This is a genomic window from Nonomuraea sp. NPDC047897, from assembly GCF_043204415.1.
Classification (GTDB): Bacteria; Actinomycetota; Actinomycetes; order Streptosporangiales; family Streptosporangiaceae; genus Nonomuraea.
The window spans coordinates 146847-170937 of record NZ_JBIDCC010000007.1 but is presented as its reverse complement, the minus strand read 5'-3'; the positions used below and the strand labels follow the sequence as shown (position 1 = coordinate 170937).

At 72.6% G+C, this 24091-nt stretch carries 19 protein-coding genes; 15 read left to right on the top strand and 4 right to left on the bottom strand.

Annotation, left to right across the window (positions count from 1 at the left end; genetic code table 11):
- Positions 1-44: 44 nt before the first annotated feature.
- Both xseA and ACGF0J_RS17635 read right to left on the bottom strand, forming a co-directional pair.
- Positions 45-1280 carry an exodeoxyribonuclease VII large subunit gene (gene xseA, locus ACGF0J_RS17640; protein WP_393146890.1) on the bottom strand — a complete coding sequence of 412 codons (1236 nt, stop codon included), beginning with the start codon at positions 1278-1280 and terminating at the stop codon, positions 45-47.
- A 26-nt stretch (positions 1281-1306) separates the two neighbouring features.
- A complete protein-coding gene (locus ACGF0J_RS17635; protein ID WP_393146888.1) occupies positions 1307-2239 on the bottom strand; it encodes a hypothetical protein in 933 nt (310 codons plus the stop codon).
- A gap of 100 nt (positions 2240-2339) precedes the next feature.
- On the opposite strand from ACGF0J_RS17635, the gene ACGF0J_RS17630 reads away from it, so the two are divergent.
- Complete coding sequence (locus ACGF0J_RS17630; protein ID WP_393146886.1) at positions 2340-3314, top strand: 4-hydroxy-3-methylbut-2-enyl diphosphate reductase; 975 nt, start codon at positions 2340-2342, stop codon at positions 3312-3314.
- Between the two features lie 81 nt (positions 3315-3395).
- Here the strand turns inward: ACGF0J_RS17630 and ACGF0J_RS17625 are convergent, their stop codons facing one another.
- Complete coding sequence (locus tag ACGF0J_RS17625; RefSeq protein WP_393146884.1) at positions 3396-3905, bottom strand: DUF6542 domain-containing protein; 510 nt, start codon at positions 3903-3905, stop codon at positions 3396-3398.
- A gap of 14 nt (positions 3906-3919) precedes the next feature.
- Positions 3920-5176, bottom strand: coding sequence for a DNA recombination protein RmuC (locus ACGF0J_RS17620; RefSeq protein ID WP_393146882.1), 1257 nt, complete (start codon positions 5174-5176; stop codon positions 3920-3922).
- 196 nt (positions 5177-5372) lie between these two features.
- On the opposite strand from ACGF0J_RS17620, the gene ychF reads away from it, so the two are divergent.
- From ychF to ACGF0J_RS17550, 14 genes are all read left to right on the top strand, one after another.
- Complete coding sequence (gene ychF, locus ACGF0J_RS17615) at positions 5373-6449, top strand: redox-regulated ATPase YchF (RefSeq protein ID WP_393146880.1); 1077 nt, start codon at positions 5373-5375, stop codon at positions 6447-6449.
- A 164-nt stretch (positions 6450-6613) separates the two neighbouring features.
- Entirely contained in the window at positions 6614-8119 is a 1506-nt protein-coding gene (locus ACGF0J_RS17610; protein WP_393146878.1) for an ATP-binding protein, read from the top strand.
- A gap of 202 nt (positions 8120-8321) precedes the next feature.
- On the top strand, positions 8322-8708 hold the full coding sequence (locus tag ACGF0J_RS17605; protein WP_393146876.1) for a hypothetical protein: 387 nt from the start codon (positions 8322-8324) through the stop codon (positions 8706-8708).
- Between the two features lie 365 nt (positions 8709-9073).
- Positions 9074-9388, top strand: a complete 315-nt coding sequence (locus ACGF0J_RS17600; RefSeq protein ID WP_393146874.1) for a hypothetical protein — start codon at positions 9074-9076, stop codon at positions 9386-9388.
- 622 nt (positions 9389-10010) lie between these two features.
- Entirely contained in the window at positions 10011-10769 is a 759-nt protein-coding gene (locus ACGF0J_RS17595) for a conjugal transfer protein (RefSeq protein ID WP_393146872.1), read from the top strand.
- Between the two features lie 81 nt (positions 10770-10850).
- The gene (locus ACGF0J_RS17590; RefSeq protein ID WP_221496131.1) at positions 10851-11096 is read left to right on the top strand and encodes a hypothetical protein; all 246 of its coding nucleotides are present in this window, start codon (positions 10851-10853) and stop codon (positions 11094-11096) included.
- Positions 11097-11150: 54 nt separating this feature from the next.
- The gene (locus ACGF0J_RS17585; protein WP_393146870.1) at positions 11151-13844 is read left to right on the top strand and encodes a TcpE family conjugal transfer membrane protein; all 2694 of its coding nucleotides are present in this window, start codon (positions 11151-11153) and stop codon (positions 13842-13844) included.
- 44 nt (positions 13845-13888) lie between these two features.
- Entirely contained in the window at positions 13889-16363 is a 2475-nt protein-coding gene (locus ACGF0J_RS17580) for an ATP-binding protein (protein ID WP_393146868.1), read from the top strand.
- Positions 16360-18741, top strand: a complete 2382-nt coding sequence (locus tag ACGF0J_RS17575) for a type IV secretion system protein (protein ID WP_393146866.1) — start codon at positions 16360-16362, stop codon at positions 18739-18741. The genes ACGF0J_RS17580 and ACGF0J_RS17575 overlap by 4 nt, the downstream gene beginning before the upstream one ends.
- A gap of 2 nt (positions 18742-18743) precedes the next feature.
- Positions 18744-19364 carry a hypothetical protein gene (locus ACGF0J_RS17570; RefSeq protein WP_393146864.1) on the top strand — a complete coding sequence of 207 codons (621 nt, stop codon included), beginning with the start codon at positions 18744-18746 and terminating at the stop codon, positions 19362-19364.
- A complete protein-coding gene (locus ACGF0J_RS17565; RefSeq protein ID WP_393146862.1) occupies positions 19361-20446 on the top strand; it encodes an NlpC/P60 family protein in 1086 nt (361 codons plus the stop codon). The genes ACGF0J_RS17570 and ACGF0J_RS17565 overlap by 4 nt, the downstream gene beginning before the upstream one ends.
- Entirely contained in the window at positions 20443-20835 is a 393-nt protein-coding gene (locus tag ACGF0J_RS17560) for a (deoxy)nucleoside triphosphate pyrophosphohydrolase (RefSeq protein ID WP_393146860.1), read from the top strand. Before ACGF0J_RS17565 ends, ACGF0J_RS17560 begins: the two co-directional genes overlap by 4 nt.
- 62 nt (positions 20836-20897) lie before the next feature.
- Entirely contained in the window at positions 20898-22328 is a 1431-nt protein-coding gene (locus ACGF0J_RS17555; RefSeq protein ID WP_393146858.1) for a hypothetical protein, read from the top strand.
- Positions 22329-22403: 75 nt separating this feature from the next.
- Complete coding sequence (locus tag ACGF0J_RS17550) at positions 22404-23873, top strand: hypothetical protein (RefSeq protein ID WP_393146856.1); 1470 nt, start codon at positions 22404-22406, stop codon at positions 23871-23873.
- Positions 23874-24091: the final 218 nt, after the last annotated feature.

Sequence of the window (24091 nt, the reverse complement as noted above, 5' to 3'; positions counted from 1 at the left end):
TTCCGGCTACAACCCGGACATGGCGCGCCGGTGTTCCCGCGTGGTCACCGTGCCTCGGGAGGCTCGCCGGCCGGGTCGCGCGGCTCGGCGCGGACCGTCAGCCGGTCGTCGGTCAGGCGGATCGTCAGCAGGGCGCCCGGCGGCACGTCCTTGGCGAGCCGCACCACCTCGCCCGACGGGTCCTGCACGATGGCGTAGCCGCGCTCGAGCGTCGCCGCCGGCGACAGCGACACCAACCGGGCGCGCAGGTGCGTCATCGAGTCCTCGGCCCGGTCGAGGGAACCCGTCAGCGAGCGCCTGGCCCGCTCCCGCAGCGCGTCCACCTGCTCCGCGCGGCGTTCGAGCTCGCGTACGGGATCGGCGAGCGACGGCCGGGACCGGACGGACGTCAGCCACGACATCTCACGGTCGAGCCAGCCGCCCAGCACCCGGCGCCCCCGGTCGCGGAGCTGGCGCACCAGCGTGAGCTGCTCACCCACGTCGGGCACCACCTTCTTGGCGGCGTCGGTCGGCGTGGAGGCGCGCACGTCGGCCACCAGGTCGAGCAGCGGGCTGTCCTGCTCGTGGCCGATCGCGCTCACCACCGGGGTGCGGCACCCGGCCACCGCCCGCACCAGCGTCTCGTCGGAGAAGGGCAGCAGGTCCTCCAGGGAGCCGCCGCCGCGGGCGATCACGATCACGTCCACCGACGCGTCCGCGTCGAGCTTGCGCAACGCCTCGGTGACCTCGCCGACCGCGTACGGGCCCTGGACGGCGACCTCCTCCACCTTGAACCGCACCGCGGGCCAGCGGCGCCGGGAGTTCTCCAGGACGTCGCGCTCGGCAGCGGAGTCACGGCCGCAGATCAGCCCCACCGTGCCGGGCAGGAACGGCAGCCGCCGCTTGCGGTCGGCGTTGAACAGCCCCTCGGCCGCCAGCAACTGCCGCAGGCGCTCCAGCCGGGCCAGCAGCTCGCCGACGCCCACCGGTCGGATCTCCAGCGCGGTGAAGGCGAACGAGCCCCTGTTGACCCAGAAGTCCGGCTTGACGTGCACCACGACCCGCGCCCCGTCGGCGGGGCGCGGCACGGCCGCCTCGTAGACGCCGCGCGGGGCCGTGACGCGGGCCGAGACGTTGGCCACCGGGTCGCGCAGCGTCAGGAACACCGTGCCGCCGCGCGCGCTCAGGTCGGTGATCTGGCCCTCGACCCAGACCGTGCCCAGCTTGCCGATCCAGCCGCCCACCATCTGCAGGACCGTGCGGATCGGCAGCGGGGACTCGGGCGTGGTCTTCGTGGTCATGCCCGAAGACTACGGTGCCGCGGCGACTATTCCCCGGCCTGGAGCTTGGCGAGGCGGTTCTCGAACATGCGGACCACCTCGGGGCGCCCCGCCGTGGCCTGCTCGTAGGAAAGGAGGGCGGAGATCTGCTCGGCGGACTTGCCACGCATCCGGGCGCGCAGCGACGCCACGGTCAGATCGTCGTAACCGGGCAGCGGCTCGACCAGGCCGGCCGCCCCCGCGGGGGTGCCGGGCGTGGCCTCGGGCCTGGCGCCGGCCTCGGCGGCGGGGGTGGCGGCCTTCGGCTTGGCGGGGGCCTTGCGCCTGGTCTCGCCCTTCGGCTTGGCGGCGGAGGCCCTCGGCTTGGCCGGCGGCTTCGCCTTCACGGCGGCCTTCGCCGTGGTGACGGGCTCCTCGGCGAGGTCCTTGGCGAGCCCCTCGGCGTCCGTGCCCGTGGCCTGCCCGGTGGTCGGCTCTGTGGCCTGCTCTGTGGCCTGCTCTGTGGCCGCCTTGGCGGTCGCCTTGGCGGCGGCTTCGAGGGGAGCCTCGGGCGCCTTCGTCTCGGCGGGCCGCACGACCGGCTCCGGCGCGGCGGCGACGGGCTCCGCGGCGACGGGCTCGGGCGCGGCGGGCTTCGCGGCGGGGGAGAAGATGACCGGCTCCGGCTTGTCCTTCGCCGCGCCGTTCGGCTCGGGCGCGGCCGACGGGCGCGGCGCGAAGATGACCGGCTCCCTGCGGGCGGGCCTGTCCTCGGCGGCCGGGACGGCCGCCTGCTCGTCGGCGTCGGGGCGGGAGTCGGCTTCATCGGCCTTGTCCTTGCCGCCCAGGCCCTTGATGGAGTTCTTCATCCGGTCCACCAGCAGCAACGCCTGCCCGGCTGCGCTCAGTGTGCCCTGGACGACCATGAGGGGGAGTTCTTTGGCCTTCTCCTTGTCGGTGACGGTCTTGGCGATGTTGCGTATCACGTCGCTGAGGGACATGACGGCTCCCTGGGAGGTCAGTAGTGGACGGCCAGTGTGGCAAACGGCGGGCTTCGCCGCACGCACGGGCCTCTTGGCCGCTCCACGTAGCATAAGAACTATGGAGCCCCAGTCCCGCAACCGCCGAGTTCTCGTAGCCAAGCCGCGCGGCTACTGCGCCGGAGTCGATCGAGCCGTCGTGGCGGTCGAGAAGGCGCTGGAGCAGTACGGCGCGCCGATCTACGTGCGCAAGCAGATCGTGCACAACACCCACGTGGTCAAGACGCTGGAGAGCAAGGGAGCCATCTTCGTCGAGGAGACGGAGGAGGTGCCCGAGGGCGAGATCGTCGTCTTCTCCGCCCACGGCGTCTCCCCGGCCGTGCACGGCGAGGCCAGGGATCGGGGGCTGCGCACCATCGACGCCACCTGCCCGCTGGTCACCAAGGTGCACAACGAGGCCAAGCGGTTCGCCGCCCAGGACTACGACATCCTGCTCATCGGCCACGAGGGCCACGAGGAGGTGGAGGGCACCTCCGGTGAGGCCCCCGACCACATCCAGCTCGTCGACGGCCTCGACTCGGTGGACGACGTCAGGGTGAAGGACCCCGGCAAGCTGGTCTGGCTGTCGCAGACCACGCTGTCGGTCGACGAGACCAACGAGACCGTCGCGCGGCTCAAGGAGCGCTTCCCGACCCTCATCGACCCGCCCAGCGACGACATCTGCTACGCCACTCAGAACCGTCAGGTCGCGGTGAAGGAGATCGCCGCCGAGTCGGAGCTGGTCATCGTGGTCGGCTCCGAAAACTCCTCCAACTCCAAGCGCCTGGTGGAGGTGGCCCTCGACCACGGCGCCGATGCCTCCTACCTGGTCGACAACGCGTCGTTCATCCAGGACGCCTGGCTGGAGGGCGTCACCACGGTTGGCGTGACGAGCGGCGCCTCGGTGCCGGAGGAGCTGGTGGAGGAGGTGCTGGCCCACCTGGCCGAGCGCGGGTTCGCCGACGTCGAGCAGGTCGAGTCGGTGCACGAGAGCATGCGCTTCGCGCTGCCCCACGAGCTGCGCAAGGACCTGCGCGCCCCGGTCGCCCAGCGCTGACGCTCCGTTCGCCCAGCGCTGCTCCCTGGACGCCCGCCGGGCGCTGACGCTTCGACCGCCGCGGCGTGGACGCCGCGGCGGTCAGTCCTCGACGCGCGGGGTGCCGTAGACCTTGGGCTCGAAGTAGCCCTCGGGCTCGGGCACGTACGGCTGGCGCGGGCGCGGCACCTCCGCGCCCGCCTTCAGCTGCGCCCGCAGGTCGCGCACGTTGTCGCGCAGGCCGCGGCGCAGCGCGACGGCCAGGACCACGGCGGACCCGGCGAACAGCCACGGCGCGCCGTTGGACAGCGAGGTGTAGAGGCCGAGCGCCAGCGACTGCACGATCGACACCGACCCGAGCGCGCGGCCGACCTCGACGAACAGCGTCGCCGCGAAGAACACCAGCGGCGGCGTGACCACCAGCGACAGCAGCTCGCGCGGATTGACCAGCAGCGCGCCGACCAGGCTCGCGGCCACGAACGCCGGCCCCACCAGGAACGCCAGGTCCAGCACGTCGGCCAGGACGTATCCCGCCAAGGTGGCGACCAGGGCGAGCGCGATGGCGCCACGCGCGGTCAGCCTGACCGCCGAACGCCTGCCTTTCCCACTCACCGGCCCCGCCCCCCTTACTGCGACCCGTTGGCCAACTTACCGTTGACCGGGGAAATCAGAGACGAGGTTTCCAGCAGTTCGGGCGAGGCCAGCGGCCGGGGCAGCCCGTCGAGCATGGCGGGGGAGTCCAGCTCGGCGTCCACGACACCGAGATCGTGCATCTTGCGCGCGCTGACCAGCACGCGGCTCTCAAGTGATCCCACGGTCTTGTTGTACGCCTCGACGGCCCGGGTGAGCGACTTGCCGAGAGTCTCGACGTTCCTGCCCAGCGACGACAGCCGGTCGTACAGTTCCTTGCCCAGCTCGAACACGGCCCGCGCGTTCTCGCTGAGCGCGGCCTGCTGCCAGGCGTAGTGGGCGGTGCGCAGCATCGTGACCAGGGTGGTCGGGGTGGCGATGTGCACGCGCCGGGTCAGCGCGTACTCCAGCAGGCCCGGGTCGCGCTCCAGCGCGGGCGCCAGGAACGCCTCGCCCGGGATGAACAGCACCACGAACTCGGGTGACGGGTTGAACCCCTGCCAGTAGGACTTGGCGGCCAGCCGGTCGATGTGCTCGCGGACGTGCCTGGCGTGCGCGTCGAGGCGTACGGAGGCCAGCGACTCGTCGGCCGCCTCGGCTGCCTCCAGGTAGGCGGCGAGCGACACCTTGGAGTCGACCACGATGTTCTTGCCGCCGGCCAGCCGCACCACCATGTCGGGCCGCATCGACCCCTCGCTGACCTGCTCCTCGAAGTCGCAGTGCCGCTGCATGCCGGCGATCTCGGCGACCCGGCGCAGTTGCAGCTCGCCCCATCGGCCACGCGCCTCGGGCCGCTGCAGGGCGCGGACCAGGGCCGTGGTCTGCGAGCGCAGCTCCTGGCTGCTCTGCCGGACGAACTCCATCTGCTGGGCCAGCTCGGCGCGGGCGGCACGTTGGCCCGCCTCGGTGTCGCGCAGTTGCGTCTCGACCCGGGTGAGCGCCTCCTTCAGCGGCTCGACCAGGTGTTCGACGGCCTGCCTGCGCTGGTCGAGGTCGCCGGCCGCCTCGGCGCGGCTGGCGGCGAGCCTGGTCTCGGCCAGCTCCAGGAAGCGGACGTTGTTGACGTCGAGCGCCCGCGTGGACAGCGCCTGGAAGCGTTCGGCGAGCTGTTCCTCGACGTAGCCGAGCTTGTCGGCGGCGGCCTTGGCCCGCGCGTCGGCCTCGGCCACCCGTACGGCCGCCCGGGTGCGGGCCAGCAGGAAACCGATGGCCAGTCCGACGGCGAGCCCGATGAGAAGCGAGACGACATCCACTCCAGCGATGATTGCAGGACTTCGCCGCCGGATCCGCGAGACACGCCTGTGCGAGCCTTGACCGTCGCTTGTCCCGGCGCCCGTCCGGTGACCTGGCCGCCCCCCGTGAGCAAGTAAACTCGCTGGACGTGAGCGAGCGCAGCGGAGCAACGACCGGCAACGGGCATCGGCTCGTGTGGCCGGCTAAGGAGCACGGGTGAGCCTTTCCATCGGCATCGTCGGCCTGCCCAACGTGGGCAAGTCCACGCTCTTCAACGCGCTGACCAAGAGCGGCAACGCGCTGGCCGCCAACTACCCGTTCGCCACCATCGAGCCCAACGTCGGCATCGTGGGCGTTCCTGACGCGCGGCTGCCCAAGCTGGCGGAGATCTTCGACTCGGCCCGCATCCTGCCCGCCAAGGTGGAGTTCGTCGACATCGCGGGCCTGGTCAAGGGCGCCTCCGAGGGGCAGGGGCGGGGCAACCAGTTCCTCGCCAACATCCGCGACACCGACGCGATCTGCCAGGTGATCCGGGTCTTCAGCGACCCTGACGTGACCCACGTCGACGGTGAGATCTCCCCGAAGCGCGACATCGAGACGATCAACACTGAGCTGATCATGGCCGACCTGCAGACGGTCGAGAAGGCCATCCCGCGCCTGCAGAAGGAGGCGCGCAACAACAAGGACAAGAAGGCCGCGCTGGAGGCCGCCGAGAGCGCGCTGAAGGTCCTGGAGACGGGCAGGACCATCTTCGAGAGCGGCCTCGGCGGCGCGGAGCTGCGAGAGCTCCACCTGCTGACGGCCAAGCCCTTCCTCTACGTCTTCAACCTCGACGCCGACGAGCTGGCCGACGCGGCGTTGCGGCAGCGGCTCGCGGAGCTGGTGGCCCCGGCCGAGGCGGTGTTCCTCGACGCCAAGATCGAGTCCGAGCTGGTCGAGCTGGACGACGAGGAGGCGCTGGAGCTGCTGCAGTCGGTGGGTCAGGAGGAGTCGGGCCTGTCGCAGCTCGCCCGGGTGGGCTTCGAGACGCTGGGCCTGCAGACCTACCTGACGGCCGGTCCGAAGGAGACCCGCGCCTGGACCATCCCCAAGGGCGCCACCGCGCCGGAGGCGGCCGGGGTGATCCACACCGACTTCCAGCGCGGCTTCATCAAGGCCGAGGTCGTCTCGTTCGACGACCTGGTGGAGGCGGGCTCGATCGCCAAGGCCCGCTCGCTGGGCAAGGCGCGGATCGAGGGCAAGGACTACGTCATGCGCGACGGTGACGTGGTGGAGTTCCGCTTCAACGTGTGATCCCGGTACGTCGCTGTCCGCCGCTGGGGCCGCTGTGCGTGAGGATTACGCGGCCGTGTCACCCCCCCTTGACCGGCTCAGACTTCCTGATGAAGTCCGCTGCGACGGAGAGCGTCGAAGTAGACTTAGACGTCTTCCGTTGCAGTCGGGGTGTTGGAGGCTGAGTGCAGAAAGGCCTGCCGGCCAAGCCGGACGACGTGGTCGATCGGGACCGGGAGTGGAACCTGCTCGCGCAGTTCCTCACCGACCCGGACCCCGCGATGCGGCTCGGCATCGTGTCCGGGCGGCGGCGGCACGGGAAGTCGTATCTTCTTCGGGCGCTGTCCGAGCAGGTCGGCGGCTTGTACGTCACAGCCGTCCGGGAAGAAGGGCGGTTGCCCGCGATCCAGCGGTTCAGCGACGCGGTCGCCATTCACACCGGCCTCAGACCGGGCAGTCTGCGCCTGACCGACTGGCGCGACGTCCTGTCCAACGCCCTCGACGTGACCGCCCGTTCGCCCCAGCCGCTCCTGGTGATCGACGAGTTGCCGTATCTGCTCCAGCACTCGCCAGAGATCCCGGGACTGCTCCAACAGCTCTACGACGAGCGCCAACGTGGGGCCCGGCCCGGTGACGGACCGGGCCCGCGGCTGATCCTGTGCGGTTCCGCGATGAGCGTCATGCACGAACTGCTCTCGGGAACCAAGCCACTACGGGGCCGCGCCGTGGTCGATCTGCGGTTGGGGGCCTTCAGCTACCGGGACAGCCGGGCCTTCTGGCAGATCGCCGATCCGTTGACCGCGCTGAAGGTGCACGCGGTCCTCGGCGGGGCCCCCGGCTACCGGCCGGTGGCTGCCCGTCCGCATCCGGACGACGGCTTCGCCACCTGGCTCACGGGTACGCTGCTCGATCCAGGGCGGGCGGTGTACTCGCGTACCGAGACCGAGTACCTGCTGCGCGAGGACCCGAGGATCACACAGCACACGCTGTACTACGACATCCTCACCGCGATCGCGCAGGGCGCCACCACACCAAGCAAGATCGGTGCTGCCCTGGAGCGACCGCGCAACGCCGTTGCTCACCCCCTCGGGGTTCTGGAATCCACCGGCTACATCCGGCGGGAACAGGACATTCTCCGCGCCAGGCACCCCGTGATCACCCTCGCCGACCCCGTCATCCGCTTCAACCAGCTCATCACCCTGCCGCAGGCCGCCGCCGTGGAGCAGGGTTTCGCCGAGCAGGTGTGGCAGCAGGCCGTTCCGACCTTCAACTCCAAGATTCTCGGGCCGCACTTCGAGGACCTCGCCCGCGACTTCACCCGCCGTTACGCCCACACCCTGCTTCCTGGTGGACTGCCCGGGCCGGTCGGCACCACCGAGGTCGCCGACCAGGCCGCCCGGACCAGGCACGAGGTCGACGTCATCGCCCTTGCCGCCGGCGAGCGTCCGCAGGCCTCCCGCGCGAAGATCGCACTCCTGGGCGAGGCCAAGGCGACCGCCGCCCGCCGGGGAACCGGAGACCTGGAACGCCTCGAACGCATCCGTGTCCTGCTCGCCGACCAGGGGTACGACACCGCTGCCACCACCTTGGCCCTGTACTCCCTCCACGGCTTCTATCCCGACCTGGTCGCCCTGGCCGACCGCCGGGACGACCTCCTCCTGGTCGATCTGACAACCCTTTACGACGGGTGACACGAGATGCGCAGGTTGAGAGCGCCCCAGCGGGTCACGTCGCGTAGGAGCCGCGCATGTTGCTAACCTTCGCGTTACTAACATTGTTGTTAGTTTCGTACAGAAGGTTGTCGGGCCGTGGTGGACTTCGTGGGCCGTCGCCAGGAGCTGGCGACTTTGGAGCGAGAGCTGCACATGCGCGGAGTGGTCGCACGGCACGGGGTTGTGGGACTTCCTCGGCGAAGCGCTGAATGATCCGGTCTCGGCCCTGCTGGTGTCGGCCGAACGCTCGTTGGCCGCAGAGTTCCCCCCGCAGGCGCAGGCACGTACGGTGCTGGCGGCGATCGGCAGTGGCGAGCGGACCTTCACCAACATCTCCCGGGCGGCCGGCGGGATCGGGGCCACGCCGCTGCAGCGAGCCCTGGAGCTGCTCACGGACAAGCGGATCGTTGCCGCGGAGCTGCCCGTATCGCTGCGTCCGTCGAAGGATCGCCGCTACCGGGTGACAGATCCTTACCTACGGTTCTGGCTGCACCTGCTCGGCCCGTCCATGGAGGAGGTCGAGCGAGGGCGGGGTGATCTGACCTTGGCACGGGTCCGGGAGAGCTGAACCAGCTGGCGCGGTCGGGCGATCGAGCCGCTCATCCGCGAGGCGCTCGCCCGGATCCTGCCCGACGACCGGCACGACCTGGCAGCTCTCCATCGGCACCGGGCCGCACTCACTGGCGGACCCGTTCCGGTCGTGGCGGTCTCGCGCAGCGGAGTCGACTGTCCGGGGCTCGATGCCGCTTACGGCCCTGACGATCTGCTGGCCGCTTGGCCACTGTGACTGGCGGACGGCAGGCGACCGTGGCTCGGACGGCCGCCGGGCGACTCCACCCGGACAGTTGATGGCGGGACTTGTGCGGCGTCAACCGCTTTGGGGGGCTGCGCGTCGAATCGTCACGGCGTCGACGCTGACTCGGGAGGGCCCTCATGATTCGTCGCATCATCCGGAAACGACGTCCCGCGCCCACGCTCACGGGCATCAGCCTTGAGGAGGAGCTCGCCCTGCTGAGGGTGGAGCTCATGTACGGCCTGCGTGTCAACCGCGAGGAGTACCTGCGCAGGAAGGCCGACGAGCGGGAGCAGCTCGCGGCGCGGATGCGCGATGGCGACACGGCCACTCTCCTCGCCGACCTACGCCACGTCCTGGAGCGGGCGGTGCCGAGCCGCCTGCCGCAGGCCACCGTGGTGGACCTCCAGAGCCGGCGGCACTCGCAGCCCGCGAAGGGTCCGGAGCCGGTCTGACGGCCGGTGGCGGCCCGCCGCGTGGGCCGCGACACGCGAGGGGCGCCTTTATACCAAATGCGCAGGTCGCGACAGTCCCAACGCCATTCGGACAGGAACCTCTGGCTCCGGGGATATGTGGCGGGGAATGTCTGGCCTGGTCACGTGCCGATTCCCGGCGATGAGGACATCGGTCCGCACTCCGTCGTTCCATACGCACTCGGTTTGCTCCCAGACGGCGATGCCTGCAGCATGGGCGTGGCTTTCCTGGAACAATGGCGGAGACCGGATAGGGTGACTGCTTCACCACGGATCATGGGGATCGGCAACGGACGACACCGCGCCCTCCGGGGGGATGGGCGCGAGCGGAGGCGTGATGGCTCGTAGGTCAACCGTCCAGCACGGTCCTCGGATCGCTGGCGACCCCGAGCTTTCGGCACCCCCGGACCCGGCCGGCTACCCCGCCGACTACGACGTGCAGCCGCCGCCCCGGCGGCGCGGGCGCTGGTCCGGCGGCGGTGGGCGCTGGCTCGTCTGGGCGGGCCGCATCATTCTCTGGGCGCTTATCGTGGTCATTGTGGTTAACGGGGTCCGTGCACCTTTTGAGCGGTTTACGCAGGAAAACGCCCCTGCGTCCAATCAGGTGCCCGAGGAGGGCAGCGGATTCCCCACCGGGCGGGCGATGGCCTTCGCCGCACAGTTCGCGGGCGTCTATCTGAATTTCAGCCCAGCCGACGCCACGAGCAGGGCGGGCAAGCTCGCGGCCTTCCTCGCCGAAGGCATGGCGCCGCAGGTCGGCTGGGACGGCAACGGCAAGTTCGCGGCCGTGGCCATCCAGCCGTACGACATCCGGATCCTCGACGCCGGCAACGCCGTCGTCTCCGTGGCCTTCCAGTCGGGGTCGCGCAGGCTGCTGCTGTCCGTCCCGATCTACTACTCCGGCGACGACTCCGGCCGCTTCGCCGTATCGGGCAGGCCCGCGATCCTGCCCGCCCCCGCACCCGCCGAGGTGCCGCAGACGGTCGAGCCCGAGACCGACGAGGTCGCGACGGCCGAGCTGAAGCCCCAGCTCGAGGGCTTCTTCCAGGCGTACGCCAAGGGCGACACCACCGGGCTGCAGCGCTACCTCGCCGCGGGCAAATCCCTGGCGAGCTTCGGCGGGGCCTTCGACTTCGGCGGGCTCCAGGAGCTCGTGGTGCCTGCGGGGGGCGCCACCCGAGAGGTCGAGGCGGTGGTGGTGTGGGTCGTGCCGGGGGCCTCGCCGTCGGCCTCCCCCGAGGCCACCTCCGACGCGAGCGCGGCGTCCGCCCGCATCGAGCAGGCCTACCGCCTCACCGTGGAGAAGCAGGGCGACAAGTGGTACGTCAACGACATCCGCGGTGCCGGCCGGGCCGTTGGATAGACGCACGACCGCGCTGCTGATCGGCACCCCCCGGGAGGACAAGAAGTGACCCTGAAGACCATAGTGCTCGACCTGATCGCCATGACGCCGTCACCAGCACCGACGGGCGTCAACACCGAAGGACTCGCCGAGTTCCTGCGCGCGTTCTTCGCCCCGCTCTTCCTCGTCGTCGTCTCCGTGGTCGCGCTGTTCTTCCTCTTCACCCGCGAGATCACGCGGTTCGTGCAGTTCCTCATCCTGGCCGTGGCCATCGGTGTGATCTTCTACGTCCCCAACATCATCGAGGTGACCGCGAAGGCGATCGCGGGGGCGCTCGGCATCAAGTGAGGGTTGAGACCGCTCCACGGCGGTCATGAACGAGCGGGTGGAGAGGAGGACCGCGTGGACCTGCCCACGTACACGAACATCTGGCGCATCGAGAAGCGGCTCTACAAGCTGTACGACCTACGGCTGCCGATGCCGCTGCCCATCGTCTGGATCGGCGTGTTCGTCGGCGTGTTCGTGCCCTGGTCGCTCCTGCTGGTGCTGATCGGGGTGCCGGTCCAGATGCCGTGGCACGTCCTGTTCCTCGTGCCGCCCGGGATCGTCACCTGGCTGTCCACCCGGCCCGTCATCGAGGGCAAGCGACTCACCGAGCTCCTGGAGTCCCAGCTACGCTACCTCGGGCAGCCGCGCGCCTGGTACCGCCTCGCGCCGTCCGCGGAGCCCGAGACGATCACCTTCGCCGGCCGGGTCTGGCACACCACCCCCGCGCCCGTACGGGTGAAGAAGCCCCGCAAGGCGCGTGCCGCACAGGACGAGAAGCAGCTTGAGCGGCAGGCCAGGAAGCAGCGCAGGCGGCAGGTGGAGCGGGCCGCCGGGCCGCGCCAGGTGCGCCCGGCCGTGGCGGCGGCCGCTGCCGCCGCCGCGCGGGCACCGCTGGCCGAGCCGGCCGGCGGCCGAGCCCTGGGCGCGGCTCCCCGCCGCGGCACCGCCCCCGCGCTCGGGTCCGCCGAGGCCGCCACGCCGACCCCGACGGAGCGCGCCCTCGGCACGCGGGACGCCTCGGGATCGCTCCGGTGGGGCGAACTGCCGCTGGTGAACGCGCACGACGGCCACCCGCGCGCCCCGATGGACCACCAGCCGCCCGACGCGGAGGCGGACGCTCCAGCCGACGAGGTCCGGCGCCTCGCGGTGTCCGCGGACGAGGCACACGCGGACACCCCCGCCGACCCCGCACCGGCACCCGACCTCGCACCGGCACCCGGCTCCGCCCCCGACCCCACCGCTCCCGCCTCCACCACCTCCGCCGACGCCACCGCGCCGGACGTGCGCGCCACCGCGCCGGACGTGCGCGCCACCGCGCCGGACGTGCGCGCCACCGCGCCGGCCCCCGAGGTGCCGGCCGGGCCTGGGCGGGCAGACCAGAGCCGGTCCGCGGCGGGGAAGCCGATCGACACCGAGGCGCTGCGCCGGCTACGCAGACTCGCCGCGAGCGCCGACACCCAGCCACCGGCGAAGCGCCACGAACTCCAGCAGGCGCCGCCCGAACCGCATCTGCCCACGCCCACGCCCGCCTCCGAGCCCCAGCCTGAGCCCCAGCCCGAGCCGCAGCCCGAGCCCCAGCCTGAGCCGCGGCACGATCTCCCGTCCGTCGTGACCAGGCACGCGCCTGAGCCGCCGCCGCCCGTGGTCCTGCCGGCCGTGTCCGCGGTCGCCCCCGTGTCGTCCGTGGACGACGGTTCGACGCCGGAGCCCGTGGTGTCCTCGTCCGAGGGCCCGCAGGACGGCGGCGAGGTTCCCGAGGGACGCGAGCCCGCCGCCACGGGGCCCGCGACGCACGACTCCGCCGAGGTGGCGCGCCGGCAGCACCGCAAGGGGCAGCCGCCCAGGCAGCACCCGTCGCTGCCGACCGGCACCCGACAGGTGTGGCCGTCGTTGAGCCCCGCCGCCGGGCGCGAACGAGGCGCGCCCGCCGCCGAAACACCCGGGGAGCGGCGGACCGACAGCACCACCGCACCTCAGCTCCGGCAGACGCGGCTCGAAGTCCCCGAGGCCCGTGCGGGAGCCGCCGAGGCGCGGGGACCGGTGTCGCCGGTGCGGGCGCTGCCGCCCGAGGGGCGCCGGGAGGCGCCGGGGCGGGTGCGGCGGGTCGAGTCCGTGGTGGGCCGCGACTCCGGCGGATGGCGGAGGATCGCCCAGGTGGTCGTCGGCGGCGGCGGAGTGCGCACCGACGGGTCCGAGGTCGACGAGGCCCGCGCCCGGGGCGTGTTCGGCGGCAGCCGCCGGATCGTCGTGCTCGGCTGCACGGGCGGCGCCGGGCAGAGCACCACCGCGCTGATGCTCGGCCACACGCTGGCCGGCATCCGCGACGACAAGGTGATCGCGGTCGACGCCAGCTCCGGCCGTCAGACGCTGACCAGCCGGATCACCCCCGAGACCCCTGAGACGCTGACGTCGCTGCTGTCAGGTCTCGACCGGGTCAGCGGCTACCTGTCGATGCGCGGCTACGTCTCGCGGGCCCCCTCGGGCCTGGAGGTGATCGGAGCCGACAGCGACGCCGATGCCGAGCGCCGGCTGGCCGACCGCACGCTGCTGTCCGACCACCGCCTCGGCCAGGTGATGCACCTGCTCGACCGGCACTACAAGCTGGCCGTCGTCGACCCGGCCGCCGCGCTGGCCGCCCGGGTCCTGCCGTACGCCGACCAGCTCGTGCTCGTGGTCCCGGCGAGTGAGGAGGCGTCGGAGGCGGTCGCGATGACGTACGAGTGGCTCGACGGGCACGGCTGCGCGGACCTGCGCAGGCGGGCGGTGATGGTGGTCAACGGCGTGAGCAGGCGGTCGATGGCCGACGTCGAGCAGGCGGAGGCGGTGGCCCGGGGCAGGTGCCGGGCCATCGTGCGGGTCCCCTGGGAGGACGACCTGGCGCCGGGCGGGGCCGAGGTCGTCGAGCCGGGCCAGTTGCGCGCGGCCGGGCGGCGGGCCTACCTCGCCCTCGCCGGCGTCGTGGTGGCGGGTTTCGCGGCGCAGACCGTCCGACCGAGCGAAGAGGAGATGGCGAGTGACCCCCCGGGCACGAGAATCGGTGAGCGATAGGTGAACACGCGAGCAGGAGCCAGTTCATGCGCTGAGGGGGCGGTATGAGCAGGGCGTCCCGGGCGCACCAGCGCCTGGCGGTCCGCTACTTCGACGACCGCATCCTGCTCACGGACACCAGCGCCTGGGCCTACTTCCGCCTACCGACGGTCAGCTACGAGTTCGTCACGCCGGAGGAGCGCGAGGCGCTGGCCACCAACATCACGATCGCGCTGGCCGCCATCAGGATGCCCGACGCCGAGGTGCACCTGCGGGTCGCCCATCGCACCTACCCGGCGGCCGAGTGGGCCATGGCGCTCAACGGCACCTCCGACGAGGGGCCGGGCTGGCGCGACTACCTGGAGGAGATGTACCGGCACGTCTGGACCAAGGACTTCTGGTCGAAGGAGGTCTACCTCGGGGTGCGGCTGGGCCCGCGCGGCCGGCAGATCGGCGGCGGCGTGCTGTCGCAGCTGTTCGGCTTCTACCAGCGCACCGAGAAGGTGCTCGGCATCGACGACGACCACGTGCCGGACGGCGAGATCAGCCGCTGGACCGAGCACGCCGAACGGCTGGGCCGGGCCCTGGCCTCCAGCGCCCTCTACGCCAGGCACGCCACCTCGGTCGAGGTGGCGTGGCTGTTCCAGCACGCGGCGGCCGGGGCGCTCGGCGACCCGCCGCCGTCGGCCAGCCCCAAGCGGCGCTGGGGCCGGGGCGAGATCGAGTCGCTGGTCGAGGGCGAGATCCACAACGGCAGGTCGCTGCTGCGCATCGTGCAGCCTCAGGGTGACTCCTACGTGGCCCACATGTCGTTCGCCCGTTTCCCCGACCTCATGCCGTTCCCGGACGGCGAGCCGTGGATGCACTTCGCCGACCAGCTCCCGTTCCCCGTGGAGATCTCGTCACGGATGCGGCTCATCCCGCCGGTCAAGGCGTCCAAGGACGTCGCGCGCAAGCTCGCGCACGCCCGCGACATGGACATCCACATCCGCGAGGCCGGCGCCGAGGCGCCGCTGGCGCTGGCGGAGCAGATCGACGCCGCACGCATGCTCGAACACGGCATCACCAAGGAGCGCCTGCCCTTCGTGTACGGCTGGCACCGGCTGATGGTCTCCGCTCCCACCGAGGACATCTGCGTGCAGCGGGTGGAGGCGGTCGTCGAGCACTACCGCGACATGGGCATCGACGTGGTCGCCTCGACCGGCGACCAGTTCTCGCTGTTCTGCGAGTCGCTGCCGGGGGAGAAGGTCCGGGTCAACGCCTACGCCCAGCGTCAGCCGCTGCGCACGATCGCGGGTGGCATGGCCACGGCGACCGTCGATCTCGGCGACCGGCTCGGCGAGGGCAGCGAGGGCTGGCTCGGCCCGTACATCGGGGAGACCGTCGGGCGGGCGCGCAGTATCGTGCACTTCGATCCGCTGGTGGCGGCCACCCGCAACCGGCCGACCGCCATCGCGATCACCGGCGAGCCGGGCGGCGGCAAGACGACGCTGGCCCTGCTGATGATCTACCAGATGGCGCTGCGCGGCGTCACCGTCGCCGTGATCGACCCGAAGGGCGACGCCGAGTCGCTGGTGCGGCTCCTGGAGAAGCGGGGGCGTAAGGCCAGGATCATCCCGCTCGGCTCGGCCGCGCCCGGCCTGCTCGACCCGTTCTCGTTCGGCGACGACATCGCGGCCAAGAAGACCATGGCCACCGAGACGCTGCGGCTGTTGCTGCCGCGCATGTCGGAGGAGCGGGAGTCGGCGATGATCCAGGCGGTCGCCGCCGTCTCCAACAGCCCCGACCCGTCGCTGGGCAAGGTCGTCGAGCATCTGGAGCAGTCGCAGGACGCCGCCTCCAAGAACCTCGGCGCGGTGCTCCGATCCATGTCGGAGATGCACCTGGCCAGGCTCTGCTTCGACCCGTCGGGCGGCGAGCAGATCGACAGCGAGGGCTGGACGACCGTCTTCACGCTGGGCGGGCTGACGCTGCCGGACGTGGCGACCGGCCGGGACGACTACTCCTACGAGCAGCGGCTGTCGGTCGCCCTGCTCTACCTCGTCTCGCAGTTCGCCCGGCGGCTGATGAACGGCCTCGACCGGCGCGCGCCCAAGGCGATCTTCCTGGACGAGGCGTGGGCCATCACCTCCACGCCCGAGGGCGCCAAGCTGGTGCCCGAGGTCAGCCGGATGGGCCGGTCCCGCAACACCGCCCTCGTGCTGGTCTCGCAGAACGCGGGTGACCTGCTGAACGAGCAGGTCACCAACTGCCTGTCGTCGGTGTTCGCGTTCCGGTCCACCGAACGGGTGGAGGTGGAGCACGTCATGTCGCTGCTCGGGGTCGAGCCGTCGGAGGAGCACAAGGCGGTGCTGCGCTCGCTCGGCAACGGCGAGTGCGTCTTCCGCGACCTCGACGGCCGGGCCGGGCGCATCGCGGTGGACCTCATCTCCGAGGACCTGCTGCACTGGCTCGACACCAATCCGACACACGACAAACCCGACGACGGCATGCATGATCTTCAAGGGGGAGTGGGCAGAGCGCAGGAGGTTCGGTCATGAAGATCCGGCTACCCAGGCGGCTCTCGCTCGTCCTGGCCCTCATGGTGGGCGTCCTCGCGGTGCCGCTCGTGGTGGGCGGCCTCTCGCCCGCCGCCGCCGGCCCGTGCGACCTTTCGCCGCAGCTCACCCCGGAGATCGTCGGCAGCGGCGTCGACGGCATGATCGCCCCGCCGGCGCGCGAGGACGGCGCGCCGGCGCCCGCCACCAACTACGCCCAGTTCGGGATGAGCGGGCAGTTCTGGCACACCTACGACCTGGGCTGCTCCGACATCGTCGCCGTCATGGGCAACGGCTGGGCCAACATGGTCTTCCTGTGGGCCAAGGCGATCGACCGGGTCACGATCACCACCTACCAGGCCGCCGCCACCGAAGGGCCGCTCCAGTCCATCAAAGACGTCGTCGACGACATCGTGACGAACCTGTCCGAGGCGATGTACTGGCCGTTCCTGCGCCCCATCGTCATCCTCGGCGCCATCTGGCTCGCCTGGTACGGCCTCATCCGCAAGCGGGCCACCACCACGGCCGAGGGCGTCATCTGGATGGTGCTGGCCGTCACGGTCGCCACCTGGTTCTTCAGCCGGCCCGGCGACTTCACCGGCCTCGGCAAGGTGGTCACCGACAAGACGGGTGAGGTGGTCAACTCCGCCTTCTCCGGCCTGCCCGGCGCGGGCGGCGCCTCCTGCCTGCCCGGCCCCGGCCAGAGCGATCCCGAGGTGAAGGCCGGCGGCTACGGCCAGGTCGGCACGCCCGGCGTCGACCAGAACGCCGACGCCCTGTGGTCCACGCTGGTCTGCAAGCCGTGGCTGGTCGGCATCTTCGGCACCGCCGACCCGAACGCGCCCGTCGTCCGCGAGTTCGGCCGGACCATGCTGGAGATCCAGTCGATCCCGGCGCCGCAGACCGGCCAGGCGGCCGCCGACCCGGCGGCCCACCAGGCCAGGTACGCCGAGGTCGCCGAGAAGCTGAAGGGCGACCCGCGCTTCGCCATCTTCCAGGGCAAGGACTGGACCAGCCGGCTCGGCGTGGCCATCGGCGCGCTGATCGCCGCGCTGGTCGCCGGCGTGCTCATCTTCCTGGTCGCGGTGTCGCTGCTGGTGCTCAAGGTGGGCTTCCTGCTGCTGCTGATCCTCGGACCGGTGTTCCTGCTGATCGGCGTGCATCCGGGCAGCGGGCGGATCATCGCGATGCGCTGGGTGGAGATGCTGGTCGGCACGCTGCTCAGGCAGGCCGTGCTGGCGCTCGTGCTCGGCGTGCTCGTGTACGGCTACGCGCTGATCATCTCGACGGCCATGCCGTGGGGCTTGCAGATCCTGTTCATGGCGCTGCTGACGATCGCGGTGTTCTTCTACCGCAGGCCGTTCCAGCACCTGTTCGCCTCCATGAACGGCCACACGCTGACCACCCGCATGCTCGGCGAGGCGGCCAGCTCGCGGGTGCTGGAGCGGTCCGCGGTGACGCTGCCGCCGGTGGCCTCGGCCCGGATCGGGCGCTGGGGCGTGCGCAAGGCGGAGCCGTTCATCCAGGCGGCGGCGACCGGAGCCGCGGCGGGCGGGGCGGCCTCCGCGGCCGTGGCCCAGGGCCGGGCGCGTGCCGAGGAGGGCGCGACCGCCGGGGTGCAGGCGGGCACCCGGGTGCCGGCGACGCCGGCGCCGCTCAACACCGACCAGCAGGGCGGCAAGGCGGGCACCCGGCACACGCCGGTGCCGCGGCCGGGCGCCGCCCCGCCGCTCAATCTGAACGGCACGCCCACCCGCAACCGCGGCGCGGCGGCCGGCGGGTCCCGGCTCGCGGGCGGCGTCTCCCGGGCGGCCGGCGCGGGCGGCTCCTCCGGGGGCGGGGCGGGTGGCTCGTCCGGCGGCTCCTCCGGCGGCTCCGGCTTCTCGGGCGGCTCCGGTGGCTCGGGCGGTTCCGGCGGGTCCGGTGGCCCGGGCGGCGGGGGCTGGTTCGGCGGACGGTCCGGCGGAGGCTGGGCGCCGCGCGGCGGCACGGTCCGCTCCGGCGGCCCGGCGCGGACGGGCGGGTCCCGGTCGGGAGGCACCCGGTCGGGCGGGGGCATCTTCGGCGGTTCGGGCTCCGGCTCGGGCGGGTCCGGGGGCTCGCGGTCCGGTGGCGGGCTGTTCGGCGGAGGCTCCCGGTCGGGCGGCTCCGGATCGGGCAGGTCGCGGCCGGGCGGGTCCGGCTCGGGTGGTTCCGGCTCGGGCGGCGGCGGGTCCCGGTCGGGCGGCGGCGTCTTCGGCGGCTCCTCCCGGGGAGACACGCCGTCGCGGTCAGCGGAGCCGCCGCCCCTGTGGCTGCCCAGCCGCCGCGGCAACGGCTCGCGCGGTGACGAGCCGCCGGTGCCGTTCTGGCTCAAGCCGAGCAGTCAGGACAGAGACTGACCATGTCCGCGACGGGTGACAAGCGGGGGCTCGCCTTCGCCGCCATCGTGGTGGTGATCGCGGCCGTCGGCATCTACCTCACCATGTGGCCGGGCTCCGGCGACGAGGACTCCGAGCCTCCGGCGGCAACGGCCACCGCCGCCGCGCCGCCGGCGGCGCGCGGCACGCCCCTGGCCACCGCGAGCGGCGCGCCGTTCGACATCTACTCCTATCTGCCGATGACGAAGGAGCAGCTCGCCGCCGCCGCGGACCTGGCCGAGCGGTTCACCGCCGCGCACGGGACGTTCCGCTACGACGAGGACCCCGCCGCCTACGCCGACCGGGTGAAGGTGTACACCACGGCCGACTTCGGCAACGTGCTCGCCAGGACGTTCAGCATCGTCGAGCAGGACCGCGCCGACGAGGTGGTCGCCACGACCACGGCCAAGGTGACGTCGATCAGGTCGGTCGAGAAGACGTCCGTCGTCTTCGTCGTCACCGGCACACAGCAGATCGCCGCCAAGAGCGGCGCCAAGCAGCTCACCGCCGACTACGCGGTCACGGTGAGCCAGATGGGCACCGACTGGCGGGTGTTCGACCTGCAGCCCGCCGGCGAGGGCCAGGACGGGGACAGCGAGGGGTGAACCCTTCCCGCACACGTGTCGCCCTGCTGCTCGGCATGGCCGGGGCGCTGCTGCTCGCCCTGGTCATCGTCTCGCCCGTGCTGTTAACGGGGATCCCGTCGTTCGTCGGCAACGGCGGCGAGCAGCCCGACTGCACGGGCGGCGGCACGCAGAACGAGCAGGCCTCCGACACGGCCGCCTCCGACATCCCGGACGACTACCTGGAGCTGTACAGGGAGCACGGCGAGAAGATCGGCGTGCAGTGGAACATCCTGGCCGCCGTCGGCAAGCGCGAGACCGACCACGGCCGTTCCGACCTGCCCGGCGTCAAGAGCGGCACCAACTACGCGGGCGCGGCCGGCCCGATGCAGTTCCTGATCAGCACGTGGGGCGGCAAGGCACGGATCGACGTGTCGTCACGGTTCAACGGTTACGCCTCCGACGGCGACGGCGACGGCATCGGCGACGTCTACAACCCGGCCGACGCCATCCTCGGCGCCGCCAGGATGCTCAAGCGCAACGGGGCCCCGGAGAACGTCCGGCGGGCGCTGTTCGTCTACAACCGGGCCTGGTGGTACGTCGACCAGGTCGAGGCGATCGCCAAGCGCTACGCCAAGTCCGGCGAGGTCCGGGTGCCGCCGCAGGCCGACGACTCGTGCGACGACCCGATGGTCGAGGCGGCGCCCAGCGACGTGGTCGCCAAGATCCTCACCTTCGCGCTGGCCCAGCGGGGCAAGCCGTACCTGTGGGGCGGCACCGGGCCCGACGCGTTCGACTGCTCGGGCATCGTGTACGCGGCCTACCGGGCGGCCGGGCTGGCGATCCCGCGCACCACGTTCGTGCAGTGGCCGTTCGGCGTGAAGATCGAGCAGGGCAGCGAGCAGCCGGGTGACCTGGTGTTCTTCAACTCCGGTCCGGGTACGTCGGCCGACAATCCCGGCCATGTGGGGATGGTCGTGTCCAAGGGGAAGATGATCGAGGCGAGATGCCGGCTGTGCGGGCCGATCAAGGTGACGGGGTACGAGACGAGGGGCAACATCGTGGGCTTCACGCGGCCGCTGCAGCACCCGGATGTGCAGGCGCAGCTCAAGAAGCTGCTATGACCGTGGTCGTGGTCGCGGCGGCGATCGTCGCGCAGGGTGACCGGGTCCTCGCCGCGCAGCGGGCCGAACCGCCTGCTCTGGCGGGCGGCTGGGAGTTCCCCGGGGGCAAGGTGGACCCGGGGGAGAGCGAGCACGACGCGCTCGTCCGGGAGTGCCGCGAGGAACTCGGGGTGGAGATCTCCGTGGGCGCCCGCATCGGCGGCGACTTCACCCTGGCCGACGGGTACGTGCTGCGCGTCTGGCTGGCCACGGTGGCGTCCGGCACGCCCGAGGCGAAGGAGCATCTGGCGCTGCGCTGGCTGGGGCCGGACGAGTACTACGACGTGGCGTGGCTGGGGGCCGACCTCCCGGTCATGGAGGCCGTGGAGAGCGCGCTGCGACGAGGCTAGTGTGTCACTCTGTGTAACATTACGAGTGCCAGGAGCTGTTTGTCGCTGCCGGGGGGAAGCGCGTGATCAGACGAGGCTGGGTCGTGGCGGGGACGATGATGGCGGCGGGGGCGTCCGTCGTGCCCGCGGCGGCGTCCGGGGTGCCGCCGGTGCTCGACCGGGTGGACGATGCTGATCTGCCGGGGCCGTGGGCGCGGGCCGGTGACGAGCTGCGGTTCAGGGTCAGGCTGACGGGGCCGGGGCGCGCCGCCCGTCTCGCGCTGGCCGCAGGTCCGGCGCGCGCCCTGACCTCGGTGAGCTGCGCCCCCGCCGACGACGGCGCGGTGGACGAGAACGCCGACGACGGCGCGGTGGGCGAGAACGCCGACGCGGCGGGCCCTCCGGAGCTGACGTTCCATGCCCTCGCCCCGGATGCCGCCGACGCGGCGCCGCCGGTCCGGCCGTCGCCCGACGCCGAAGGCATGGCGGTGACGCCCGCCGAGGGCATGGCGGTCACGCCCGCCGAGGCCGCAGCGGTGCCGGCCGGGGTCCGCTCCGCGATGCGCAGGGCGTACGCCGCCGCCGAGTCCGCGCGGCCCGTCCCGGCCGGGCGGGCGTCCGCGTGCGCGCTGGGCGACGTCCGCGGGTGGCACGAGGTGGACGTACGGCTCACGGCTCCGTACGGGGCGCGGGAGGTCGTGCTCGCGGCGGTGGCGCGGATGGGCGAGCGGGAGGGCGGCGGGGTGACGGTGGTCAGCCGGGCGGTCACCCTGCCTGTCGTGGACCCGCAGCCCGGACAGTCGGCACCCGGATCGGCGGGTTTCCTGACCGCCGGGGAGGCGTCGATCCCAGGCGGTGCGGCCGTGGCGGGGGACGACGTGGCGGAGCAGGAGGTTGCGCAGCAGGGCGTTGGGCAGCAGGGCGTGAGGCAGCAGGGCGTTGGGCAGCAGGGCGTGAGGCGGGGCCGCGGGGCTGAGGACGGCGAGGCGCAGGCGGCGGCGGTCCGAGAGGCCGGCAGTCGGGCGGCTGGGGATCGAGCGGCGGGAGATCCGGCGGCTGGGGTTCGGGCGGCTGGGGTTCGGGCGGCGAGGGATCGGGTGGCTGGGGCTCGGGAGGTTCGGGCGGTGGCCGGGGTGGACGGGCGTCCGGCTCGGCACGGCGTGGCGGCCAGGTCGTTCGTGGAGGCTCCGCCCCCGGCGGGCTACGGCGTCGTGCCGGCCCAGCCGTTCGGGGCCGAGCCCGGGGACGAGCTGAACTTCCCCGCGGCCACTCCCGCGCCCCCGTGGCCACCACCACAGGCGCCGCTCACCGGGAGCGCGGACGGCGGCCTCGGGGCGCCACTTCCCCGGCTGATCGCCATGTCCGCGGCCCGCCCGGAACGGTCCCGGCCGGTGAATGTCCTGGCAGGGCCGCAGGGCGTCGCCGTGGCGGGCGGCGGCATCGCCGTGCTGCTCGGAGCCCTGTGGGGAGTTTCTCGGGTACAGCAGGCACGAATCCGAAAAAAGGTCCGCTAATTCCGTCTTTACTGTTCCTTTTACGCGACTAGTATTTCCTCTGACCAACGTCTCGGGAACGCGCGGAGGGCACAGGTGGCACGCACGCGAGCGACGGCCGTCTCCGCGATGGTGCTGGCACTCGGCCTGACCGCCATCGGTTCCGCGCCCTTCGTGGGGCAGAGCGCGAGCGCCACAGTGGTGGCGCTGGATCCCGAGGTCCCGCCGTGCGAGGCGGACGAGGCGTGCGAGCCGACCGAGGTCACGGTCACGGTCACCACGACGCCCCCCGAGCCGACCGAGGATCCCGAGACCACGGTCACCCGTACGGTGACGCAGTCCGCGAAGCCCACCAGGACGGCCTCGCCCACCCCGACGAAGACGAAGACGAAGACCGCCGGCGCCGCGCCGACCACACCGCCCGCCGTCCCGAGCCAGGACCTCGACCCGATCCCGTCGCAGAGCGTGGAGGTGCCGCTCGCCACCCCGCCGGCCGCGGAGACGACCCCCGAGGACACCGTCTCGTTGCCCGCCGTCGCGGGCACGGAGACGCCGCTGACCCAGCCCAGCAGCAGCCCCCTCGCGGAGGAGACGTCGTCCGGCGAGCCGGTCCAGCTTGAGGTGCGCAACGCGTCACCGGAGTTCGACCAGCAGAGCCTGACCCGGCAGTTGAGCATCCCTGCGCTCATCCTGGTGCTGCTGACGCTGTTCGCGGTGCTCATCTTCGAGGGACGGCTGCGCCGGGTGGCCCACGCGGCGGCCGTGCGCCGGGCGGGCCCGCAGCCCGGCGGCCCCGACCTCGGCGGTCCGGGGCTCGGCGGTTCGGGGCTCGGCGGTCCGGGCCTCACAGCGTCCGGGCACCCCGCGGGCCCGGGCGGGGCGTACCCCGGCCACCCCGCCGGCCCGGGCGGGGCGTACCCCGGCATGCCGGGCGGTGCCGGCTACCCCGGCCACCCCACCGGGCACGGTTATCCGGCCGGTCCCGGCTACACGGTCGGCTACCCCACCGCCGGATACCCCGGCGGTCCGGCGTACGCGCCGATCATCAGCTTCGTGCCCGTGCAGACCTACCCCGGCGGGGAGGTCCAGTACAGCCCCGTCTACCAGGAGCCGTCCGCGCCGGCCTTCGTTCCCGAGGAGCCGGCCGCGCCGCCTGCCGAGGCGGTCGTGCTGCACCCGGACGACTTCGACTCCTACAGCCACGAGCCCGCGCCCGAGCGTCCCGAGGGACAGCGGGGGTTCTTCGAGCCGCTGGTGCCGCCGGAGGTCCCTCCGGCCGACATCCCGGCGGGCGGCGCCGCCCCGTACGACGGCTCGCCCGAGCTTCCCGTGAGCTCCGCCTCGGGGGCGGAGACGGGCGACTCCGAGCCCTGGCAGGCGAGCGTCCCGCCCTCCGACGCCGACAACCGGACCCGGCCCGAGCACCTGCCGCCGGTCCCGCCGCCGGGCGACGGGGAGCAGGCGACGGTCGTCGGGCAGGTGCCGGCCGGTGGGCAGGAGACGGTGGAGCAGCCGCTGCCCGAGCAGGACAAGGGCAAGCGCGGCTTCTGGCGCCGCGCCAGGTAACGCGCGCGCCGCCGCTTCCCACCGGTGCCCGACCGCGCCGCCGTTCCCACGGCGTGGCCTCCCGTGACGTCCCTGACCGTACCGTGCACGTCCCGTGACGTCCCTGGCTGTTCCGAGACATGCGGCGGGGGGGGGGGGGGGGGGGGGGGGCCCGCCGGGGGGGGGGGGGGGGGGCGGGGTGGGGGGGGGGGGGGTGGGGGGGGGGCGCCCCCCCCACC

Excerpts from the sequence above, each read along its gene's own strand:
- ACGF0J_RS17630 (WP_393146886.1), top strand. The coding sequence starts at position 2,340 with ATGGAGCCCCAGTCCCGCAACCGCCGAGTTCTCGTAGCCAAGCCGCGC.
- ACGF0J_RS17560 (WP_393146860.1), top strand. The coding sequence starts at position 20,443 with ATGACCGTGGTCGTGGTCGCGGCGGCGATCGTCGCGCAGGGTGACCGG.
- ACGF0J_RS17575 (WP_393146866.1), top strand. The coding sequence starts at position 16,360 with ATGAAGATCCGGCTACCCAGGCGGCTCTCGCTCGTCCTGGCCCTCATG.
- ACGF0J_RS17600 (WP_393146874.1), top strand. The coding sequence starts at position 9,074 with ATGATTCGTCGCATCATCCGGAAACGACGTCCCGCGCCCACGCTCACG.
- ACGF0J_RS17570 (WP_393146864.1), top strand. The coding sequence starts at position 18,744 with ATGTCCGCGACGGGTGACAAGCGGGGGCTCGCCTTCGCCGCCATCGTG.
- ACGF0J_RS17580 (WP_393146868.1), top strand. The coding sequence starts at position 13,889 with ATGAGCAGGGCGTCCCGGGCGCACCAGCGCCTGGCGGTCCGCTACTTC.
- ACGF0J_RS17635 (WP_393146888.1), bottom strand. The coding sequence starts at position 2,239 with ATGTCCCTCAGCGACGTGATACGCAACATCGCCAAGACCGTCACCGAC.
- xseA (WP_393146890.1), bottom strand. The coding sequence starts at position 1,280 with ATGACCACGAAGACCACGCCCGAGTCCCCGCTGCCGATCCGCACGGTC.
- ACGF0J_RS17590 (WP_221496131.1), top strand. The coding sequence starts at position 10,851 with ATGACGCCGTCACCAGCACCGACGGGCGTCAACACCGAAGGACTCGCC.